This is a genomic window from Frankia sp. AiPs1 (assembly GCF_023716945.1).
In the GTDB taxonomy this organism is placed as follows: Bacteria; Actinomycetota; Actinomycetes; order Frankiales; family Frankiaceae; genus Frankia.
This window is the reverse complement of the sequence record NZ_JAMQQF010000251.1, coordinates 1-8,275: the sequence shown is the minus strand read 5'-3', so window position 1 is coordinate 8,275 and position 8,275 is coordinate 1. Positions and strand designations below refer to the sequence as shown.

The 8,275-nt window shown below is 73.6% G+C and carries 7 protein-coding genes and 1 pseudogene; 3 read left to right on the top strand and 5 right to left on the bottom strand.

The features are described 5' to 3' along the window. Positions 1-241: 241 nt before the first annotated feature. Positions 242-1,609: a TetR/AcrR family transcriptional regulator gene (locus ND748_RS19565; protein WP_251747453.1), complete on the bottom strand. Its 1,368-nt coding sequence runs from the start codon at positions 1,607-1,609 to the stop codon at positions 242-244. Positions 1,610-2,085: 476 nt separating this feature from the next. On the opposite strand from ND748_RS19565, the gene ND748_RS19560 reads away from it, so the two are divergent. Both ND748_RS19560 and ND748_RS19555 read left to right on the top strand, forming a co-directional pair. Further along, a complete protein-coding gene (locus ND748_RS19560) occupies positions 2,086-3,078 on the top strand; it encodes an NADP-dependent oxidoreductase (protein WP_251747452.1) in 993 nt (330 codons plus the stop codon). A gap of 157 nt (positions 3,079-3,235) precedes the next feature. Beyond that, positions 3,236-4,108 carry an LLM class F420-dependent oxidoreductase gene (locus tag ND748_RS19555; RefSeq protein WP_251747451.1) on the top strand — a complete coding sequence of 291 codons (873 nt, stop codon included), beginning with the start codon at positions 3,236-3,238 and terminating at the stop codon, positions 4,106-4,108. 55 nt (positions 4,109-4,163) lie between these two features. Here ND748_RS19555 and ND748_RS19550 read toward each other — a convergent pair whose 3' ends face one another. After that, positions 4,164-5,117: a nitronate monooxygenase family protein gene (locus ND748_RS19550; protein WP_251747450.1), complete on the bottom strand. Its 954-nt coding sequence runs from the start codon at positions 5,115-5,117 to the stop codon at positions 4,164-4,166. Positions 5,118-5,343: 226 nt separating this feature from the next. On the opposite strand from ND748_RS19550, the gene ND748_RS19545 reads away from it, so the two are divergent. Further along, positions 5,344-5,571: a hypothetical protein gene (locus ND748_RS19545; protein WP_251747449.1), complete on the top strand. Its 228-nt coding sequence runs from the start codon at positions 5,344-5,346 to the stop codon at positions 5,569-5,571. Between the two features lie 125 nt (positions 5,572-5,696). On the opposite strand, the gene ND748_RS19540 is transcribed toward ND748_RS19545, so the two are convergent. The 3 genes and pseudogenes from ND748_RS19540 to ND748_RS19530 form a co-directional block, all read right to left on the bottom strand. Next, complete coding sequence (locus tag ND748_RS19540) at positions 5,697-6,557, bottom strand: NAD(+)/NADH kinase (protein ID WP_251747448.1); 861 nt, start codon at positions 6,555-6,557, stop codon at positions 5,697-5,699. Between the two features lie 143 nt (positions 6,558-6,700). Then, the gene (locus tag ND748_RS19535) at positions 6,701-7,252 is read right to left on the bottom strand and encodes a GNAT family N-acetyltransferase (protein ID WP_251747447.1); all 552 of its coding nucleotides are present in this window, start codon (positions 7,250-7,252) and stop codon (positions 6,701-6,703) included. A gap of 91 nt (positions 7,253-7,343) precedes the next feature. After that, positions 7,344-8,275: pseudogene (locus ND748_RS19530) on the bottom strand (hypothetical protein); the annotation flags it as partial.

Here is an 8,275-nt window from a genome sequence, read left to right as displayed (position 1 = left end):
GTTAAACAACCCGGCAAAATTCCCACCCGGGGTGTATACTTTCCCCGCCCCCCCCGCGTAGGACGCCCCCCCCGGGGCGGTGCTCGCGGCGCTCGCGGACGCGCATCGCCGCGGTGCGGGCGCGGTCGGTCTCGACGGCGAGATGATCGACGAGGCGCTGGCGGTCGCCGCTCGCCGCACTCTCGCCCGCGCCCAGTAGCCCTGGCCTGCCTCGGGCCCCGGCTACCTCGGGCCGGCTACCTCAGGCGGCGGCGTGGCCGATCGGTCGGCCGTTGAGCAGGCCCCGCTCGATGACAGTGCCCAGCAGCGCGGCGGCCTCGTCCGGGGTCTTCGCCGGGACCATGTTGACGGCGGTGTCCGGCAGCCGTTCGAGCAGGCAGAAGAACACCAGGCCGGCCACGTCGAGGTCGAGGGGATAGGTCCGCTCCACCTGCTCGAGCAGGGCCGCGTAGTCGGCCCACATCTCGTGCCCCACCTGGCGGCGCACCACGTCCAGGCGGGGATCCTGCGGCGCCGACTCGATCCAGGTCCGGGTGACCCCGACGTAACGCAGGTGGAAGGCGACGAAGTCGGCGAGCCAGCCGCGCAGCCGGCCGAGGCCCGCCGGGTCGAGCGTGATGCCGCGGATCTCGACGCCGAGGCGGGTGCTGACCGCCGACGCCTCGGCGCTCAGCGCCAGCAGCAGGTCCAGCTTCTCGTCGAAGTACTTGTAGAAGGTGCCGCGGGCGAGGCCGGCCGTCGCGACGATGTCGTCGACGAACGAGAGGTGATAGCCCCGTTCGGCAAAGCACTGGATGCCGGCGTCGAGGATCTGGCGGACGGTCGCCGACGCCCGTGGGCTCAGGGACGCGAACCGCTCGGTCACCTCGGGCACCGGCGGCGACGGGACCGCGGCCAGCGGGGAGCGGCGCATCGGGCGCAGCGCGTGCGCCGACCCGGCCGCCTCGGTTCCAAGCTGCGCGAAGGCGCTGGCCGGGGTGTGCGGGAACAGAATGAGCTGGAGCACTACGGCGAGATTGTCGACGAGCTTCTCGGCCGGCTGCCCATCCCCGAAACCGCTGTGCCGGAAGTAGTTGAACCGGTTCACCAGGGTGGTGAGCGTCATCGCGGCGTCGATCGGATCTATGCCCTCGACCTGCGAGGAGACCAGCCGCTCGGCGATCCGGTCGTAGTAGGACTCCAGAAAGCCGCTGATCATCGGCCGGACCGAGGTCCGCGGCGAGTCGACGTTCGCCCACTGCACGAACATCGTGGCGTACTTGTCGTAGACCCAGGCCCACTCGCCGAGCCACCAGTGCAGGTTGTCGAAGCCGAGAGCGGTGGGCCCGAGCGGACCGATGCGGCGCACGACGCGCATGAGGGCGCCGCCGCACTCGTTGAGCAATTCGACGAATATCGTCTCCTTGCTCTCGAAGTACTGGTAGAGGGTGGCTCGCGAGACACCGGCCGCGGTGGCGATCTCGTCGACCGACGTCCCGTGGAAGCCCTGCGACTCGAACAGGTCCAGCGCCGCCGTCACGATGCGCGCACGAGTGCGGGTGCCGCGCGCGCCGACCACGGGGCTGGTCGGACCGTAGCTGGCCCGTCGGAGGATCTCGTTCTCGGACATCCCTGTCAGAGTATGCGATCCGCTCCGGTGTGGTAGTGGCACCTACCCGGCCGGGCGAGTCGGCCTCGCGACGACGGTGGCCCGCGGGAATGCCGGTCACCGAGGGCTGGCAGGGAACCTGCGTCGAGCCCGGCCGATCACCGCAATGGCGAAGTCTGTTGAGTTACAGGAATACATCGTGTCAGAAACTTGAACGATGACTGACGATTTCGGTCCGCCGAGGCCCGGCTGGGTGCGAAGCGGGCGACGTGCGCCGGCCGCACCGATTCACGCCGTCCCGGCCTCGGTCCGGCGACGGTGCGGTCCGGCGAGGATGCGGTCCGGCGAGGATGCGGTCGGGTGCGGGGCGGTCCGGGGAGGATGCGGCCCGACGAGGCCGACGGCGGTCACGCCTTCGCCGCGCGGCCGCGGACCGGCGCGGACCGGCGCGGAGAGGAGCGGACGAGAATGAGGGCATGGACAACGAGGATGCTCGCATGAAGGCGATGAGTTTCGAAAAGATCGGCGGCCCCGAGGTCCTCCACCTGGTCGACGTGCCGCAGCCGCACGCGGGGCCGGGGCAGATCCGGATCGCGGTGCGCGCCGCCGGCGTGAACCCCGTCGACTGGAAGATCCGCAATGGCTCGACGCTGCGCACCATTCCCGTGGCGCTGCCGCACATCCCGGGCATGGAGGCCGCGGGCGTGGTCGACGAGGTCGGCGCCGGTGTCGAGGGCGTGTCGATCGGTGCCGAGGTCTTCGGCGCGGCGCAGAACGCCTCGGCCGAGTACGCCGTGCTCGACGAGTGGGCGCCGAAGCCGCCCGAGCTGACCTGGGCGCAGGCCGCGGGCCTGGCGATGGCCGTCGAGACCGCCGCGCGCGGCCTCGACCTGCTCGGCATCGTCGCTGGCCAGAAGCCGTGGGCTGGCCAGGAACTGGGGGCTGGCCAGGAGTTGGGGGCCGGTCAGGAGGCGGCGACCGGGTCGGAGCCGGCCGGGACGACGCTGCTCGTCAACGGCGCGGCCGGTGGCGTCGGGCTCGCCGTCGTGCAGCTCGCGCAGGCGCGTGGGGCGCGGGTGATCGGCACTGCCAGCCGGGACAACCAGGAGTACCTGCGCTCGCTCGGCGCGGTGGCGACGGACTACGGCCCCGGTCTGGTCGACCGGGTCCGCTCACTGGCCCCGGACGGGATCGACGCGGCTCTCGCGGTGTCCGGTGAGGGCGCGCTGCCGGACCTGATCGCGCTGACCGGCAGCCCGGACCGGGTGGTGTCCATCGGTGACGCCACCGCGGCGGACCACGGCGTCCGGTTCACCACCGGGGCGGAGGGGCGGGCCTTCTACTCACTGCGGGAGGCGGCGACGCTCGCGGCCGCGGGCCGGCTGACCATGCCGGTCGCCCGAGCCCTGCCGCTCACCGAGCTGGGCGAGGCGCACCGGCTCAGCGAGGCAGGTCATGTGCGCGGGAAGTTCGTCGTCGTCCTCGACTGAGCTCGACCGCCGCGCCGGTTGCGGCGCAGACCGCCCGGGGGCGGGGCTGCGTCGCGGTCGGCGGTAGGGTCGTAAACGGAGGATCCTCCAGTACTCTTCCGCCCCACCGGCGCGCCGCACGCGCCGGACCGGGTCCCACCCGACGGGAAGGACGGCCATGGAAATCGGGCTGCACGTCTCCGACTTCACCTGGTCCGGCGGGCCGCAGACCCTCGCGCAGGATCTCACGCGCGTGGCGGTCGCGGCCGAGGACGCCGGCTTCGCGAAGCTCAGCGTCATGGACCACGTCTGGCAGATCGGCATGATCGGTCCGCCCGAGCACGACATGCTCGAGGCCTACACGACGCTTGGCTACCTGGCCGCGCGCACCACCCGGATCGAGCTGCTCGCCTGGGTGACCGCGGTCGTCTACCGGGAGCCCGGCCTGCTCGCGAAGCTCGTGACCACGCTGGACGTGTTGTCCGAGGGCCGGGCCTGGCTCGGCATCGGCGCCGCCTGGAACGAGCCGGAGGCGCGCGGTCTCGGCCTGCCGTTCCCCCCGACCGCCGAGCGCTTCGAGCGCCTCGAGGAGGCACTGGAGATCATTCTCCAGATGTGGAGCGGCAAGGACGCCCCCTACAGCGGCCGGCACTACCAGCTCGAGCGCACCCTCAACGTGCCGGCGCCGCTGCGCCGGCCGCACCCGCCGATCCTCATCGGCGGCAGCGGCGAGAAGAAGACCCTGCGGCTGGTCGCGCGCTACGCGCAGGCCTGCAACCTGTTCGCCGGTCCCGATGTGGAGCACAAGCTCGACGTGCTGCGCGCGCACTGCCAGGACGTCGGGCGGGACTACGACGAGATCGAGAAGACGGTGATCGGTTCACTCGATCCCGGGCCCGGCGGGGAGAAGATCGACGCCCTGCTCGGCGACATCCAGCGACTGGCCGGGCTCGGCGTCACCCATTACCACGGGTCGGTGCCGGACGTGGACACGCTGCGTCCGCTGGAGCTGCTCGGCGAACGCCTCATCCCGGCCGCCGCCGAGCTCTGAGCCCAGGGCACGGGGGTTCGGGCGGTCAGGGCATCGAGGCCTCGATGCGCAGGGCTCAGGCGTCGAGGCGGGCGCGGGCGTCGTCGAGCGCGGCGCGGGCGCCCGCCCACGTCTGGCCGATGATGTCGGCGACCGCCTCGACCCGCCCGATTCGGCCGGCCACCTGGCCGGTGTTCGCCATGCTGGCCGCCAGGTCGCCGGTGAAGTAGAGCGTCGGGATGCCGTCGAGGCCCACGTCGGAGCGGCCGGCGGCCAGGGCCCGCTCGGCGGCGGGGGTGCGCAGGACCCGCATGGTCGGCAGCCCCCGCACCGACAGCATCACGGTGGCGGTCTCGTCCGCGCCGACGACCGCGTTCTTGAGGTTGTCGTGGATCGGCGACTCCGCGGACGTCAGCATCCGCGTGCCCATCTGCACGCCCTGGGCGCCGAGGACGAGCGCCGCGGCCATCGACGGCCCGTCGCAGATCCCGCCGGCGGCGATGATCGGCAGGTCGATCCGGGAGGCGACCAGGGGCAGCAGGACGAGGGTGGAGGCGGCCTGCGGGTTCTTGAACCCGCCGCCCTCGACGCCCTCGACGATCACCCCGTCGACGCCCGCGTCCGCGGCCTTGAGCGCGTTGCGCAGGCTGCCGACGACGTGGAACACGGTCATCCCGGCGTCGTGCAGCCGTCCGGTCATGACCCTGGGATCGCCGGCGGAGGTGATCACGGTGCGGATGCCGGCGTCGGCGACCACGTCCACGGTGGACGGGTCGCTGCGGGCGGCCAGCGCGATGTTCGCCGCGACGGGCGCGTCGGTGAGGTCGCGGACCCGCTTGAGGTCCTCGCGGCCCTGCACCGAGGTCGTCTCGATGACGCCGAGCGCGCCGGCGTTCGACACGGCGGCGGCGAGCTGGGCCCCGGCGATGTAGGTCATCGGCGCCTGGACGATGGGAATTCGCACGCCGAGCAGCGCGGCGAGCCCCGCGGGGGAGCGGATCGGGGCGGGCGGTTCTCCGTCGACGGGCATGAGGCGACTCCCGGGGCGCGCAGGGCTGCGAACCGACCGAGTCGAACCGACCGAGTCGAGCCGAACCCAGTCCGGGCCAGCCGCACGCAGGTCGACGCAGGTAGGTCGGATAGACGCATGTAGGTCGGATAGTAGGCGGGCGGGTTCCCACACTCGACCGGTCGCCGGGGGTGGACGCGGGGCGATCCGGGGTACTGATCGAGACATGTTCAGGTGGTTGCAGCGAGTGTCCGGTCGGGGCCGCGGCCGGGCGGCGGACAGCTCGGCGTGGAATCCGACCGGCTGGTGGTGGTGCCTTGATCACGGACGGGTGGAGAACCCGCCCGACGCGCCGGGACACCGTCGCCTCGGCCCCTACGACAGCGCCGAGCAGGCGGTGCACTGGCGCCAGCGGCTGGACGACCGCAACGAGGCCTGGGACGAGTCCGACCGCCGCTGGACCGCCGGCCGCTGACCCGCTCCCGAGCTCACCCCGCTCGCCGAGCTGACCCCGCTCGCCCCGCCGATCCTGCCCGTTGAGCTGGTCCCGTCTGCTGGCCCGACCCTGCGGGCCGCTGGGTCCGACCGGGTCCGACCGGGTCAGGCCGGGTCGGGGTGGGGGCCGTCGACCTCGGCGGAGCCGGCGAGGCGCAGCTTGCGGGCGGCCCGCTCGTAGAAGGTCGTCCGGCCGAGGCGGACGACCCCCGCCGCGCCGGGCCGCGGGTGCAGCTCGACCGTCGCGCCGGCCTCCAGGTAGTCGTGTACCCGGCCGTCGACCTCGACGGCGAGGCGGGCGCTGCCGGGTAGCACGTCGAGGGCGAGGGCGTCGCGCACGGACAGGACCACCCCTCGGTTGAACGCCGAGTGCGGTGCGGCCGGGGTGACCAGCAGCGCCTCCACGGACGGGCTGACGATCGGGCCGCCGGCCGAGAAGCTGTAGGCCGTCGAGCCCGCCGGGGTGGACACGACGACCGCGTCGGCGGCGTAGCGGACGAACGGCCGGCCGTCGACCCGCAGCGCCACCGCCGCGCTGCCGCCGTACCCCGGCACCCGCACGACGGCCACGTCGTTGAAGGCGCTCACGGTCGCCGCGCCGATCCGCGCGTCGACGGCGAGGCGCGGCTCCACCGTGTACTCCTGACGGTCGATCGCCGAGAGCGCCGCCGCCATCTCCGGCACGTCGACCTCGGTGAGGAAGCCGAGCCGGCCCAGGTTCACCCCGAGCACGGGGGCCCGGCGGCCGTCGGCCAACCGCATCGCGCGCAGCATCGTCCCGTCCCCGCCGAGACTGACCAGCAGGTCACTGCGCTCGGCCAACTCCTCGGCGGGCACCGCCACCGCGGTGCACCGAAGCCGTTCGATCTCGCCGCCGATGCCGAGCACGGTCACGTTCCGCTCGGCGGCCCAGTCGAGGACCGCCCCGACCGCCTCGGCCGAGTCCCGCCGCGGATGCAGCACCATCCCCACCGCCCGCACGACCCTCCCGCCCTTCGCCCCACACTCGCCGGCCGACCCGCCGACCCGCCGACCCGCCGACCCGGCCGACCCGGCCGATCCGTGCCCAGCCGATCGTGCCCAACCCCGTTCTGCCCACCCGACGCGCCCTAGTCCGCAGGCGTGTCCGCGGGCAGCCAGGGGCGTGGCTCGGCGGGGTGGGCGGGGTGCTCGTCGACCAGGGGCAGCCCGAACCAGCCGACATCGTGCCAGGCACCGAGCTTGTACCCCGCGTGGGCGAACACCCCGATCGGCCGGAAGCCCACCGAGGTGTGCAGCGCGACGCTCGCCGCGTTCGGCAGGGTGATGCACGCGTACACGTTGAGGTAGCCCAGCGCCCGCACCTGCGCGATCAGCTCGTCGTACAGGCGGCGGCCAAGCCCGCGCCGGTGGTGCGCGGCGGCCAGGTAGACCGACGTGTCCACCGACCAGCGATAGGACGCCCGCGTGCGGTGCGCGCTGGCGTAGGCGTAGCCGGCGATCTGCCCGTCGGCCTCGGCGACCAGCCACGGCCGGCGGGGGGTGGCGAGCATCCGCGTGTGGAAGTCCGCCGGCGTCGGGAGCTCCTCCTCGAAGGTCGACGGTGATCCGGCGACGAACGGTGCGTACACGGCCCGGATGCCCGCCGCGTCCGACGGGCGCGCTGCCCTGATGATGACCATGCCCTCGGATCCTCCCGCACGCCGGCCTCCCGGCGCGGACGGCAGCGCGCCGGTCACGAGGTCGTAACGGAGCCGCAAACCACGATCAAGATCACAAGTAGCCGCGCGCCCTACCCGCCGAGGTCCGTCCCGGATCCGCGGGCGAGGGCCGACGCCGTGCCGGGGCGTGTCTCGGCGGCCCGGGGAGCGAGGCCGTCAGCAGCTCGGTCAGCAGCTCACGCAGGACCGGCAGGCCGTCCTCGCTGAGCACCGACTCCGGATGGAACTGCACCCCGGCGAAGGCCGCTGCGCGCAGGGCGTGCACCGACCCGTCGGCAGGGTCGCGGGCGAGACGGACCGGCCCGTGGGCGGTGGCGAGCTCGCCGCCGTCGGCGATCGCGGTGAAGGTCGAGTAGAACCCGACCCGGCGGGGCTGGCCGAACAGGTCGATGGTGCGCGCGAGCCCCTGGTACGGGGCATCGCGCCGATGCAGCCGCAGCCCGAGCAGCCCGGCGAGCAGCTGGTGGCCGAGGCAGACGCCGAGCAGCGGCCGCCGCGCCGCCAGCCGATCCGCGATCACCCGCCGCATCGTCGCCATCTTCACGTCGGCGACGTCGTCGGGGTCGCCGGGCCCGGGCCCGGCCACCACCAGGTCGAACCCCGCACCGACATGATCACTGCCATCCGCTCCAGGATCACCGGCACTCGCATCAGGGTCACCGCCATCCGATCCAGGGCCGCGGCCATTCGACCCAGGGCCGCCAGCCGATCCAGGGCCGCCGCTGTCCGTGCCGTGGGGTGGGTGCCCCGCCACCTGGTCCCACGGCTGGAGGGTGACCGCGAGGCCGAGCTCACGCAGCAGATGGGCGAGCATGCCGGCGAAGCTGTCCTCGGCGTCGACGATGAGGGCGCTGCGGCCGGTCAGCGCGGGCACCGCGGTCGTCCCCGGCTCGCGCCGCCGCAGCCAGAAGGGCGCGAGGTGGGTGTTGCGGGCGGCGAGCGCCCCCGCGATCCGCGGATCCGCCGCAAGCGGCACGTGCGGAC

Excerpts from the sequence above, each read along its gene's own strand:
- ND748_RS19565 (WP_251747453.1), bottom strand. The coding sequence starts at position 1,609 with ATGTCCGAGAACGAGATCCTCCGACGGGCCAGCTACGGTCCGACCAGC.
- ND748_RS19560 (WP_251747452.1), top strand. The coding sequence starts at position 2,086 with ATGAAGGCGATGAGTTTCGAAAAGATCGGCGGCCCCGAGGTCCTCCAC.
- ND748_RS19555 (WP_251747451.1), top strand. The coding sequence starts at position 3,236 with ATGGAAATCGGGCTGCACGTCTCCGACTTCACCTGGTCCGGCGGGCCG.
- ND748_RS19550 (WP_251747450.1), bottom strand. The coding sequence starts at position 5,117 with ATGCCCGTCGACGGAGAACCGCCCGCCCCGATCCGCTCCCCCGCGGGG.
- ND748_RS19540 (WP_251747448.1), bottom strand. The coding sequence starts at position 6,557 with ATGGTGCTGCATCCGCGGCGGGACTCGGCCGAGGCGGTCGGGGCGGTC.
- ND748_RS19535 (WP_251747447.1), bottom strand. The coding sequence starts at position 7,252 with ATGGTCATCATCAGGGCAGCGCGCCCGTCGGACGCGGCGGGCATCCGG.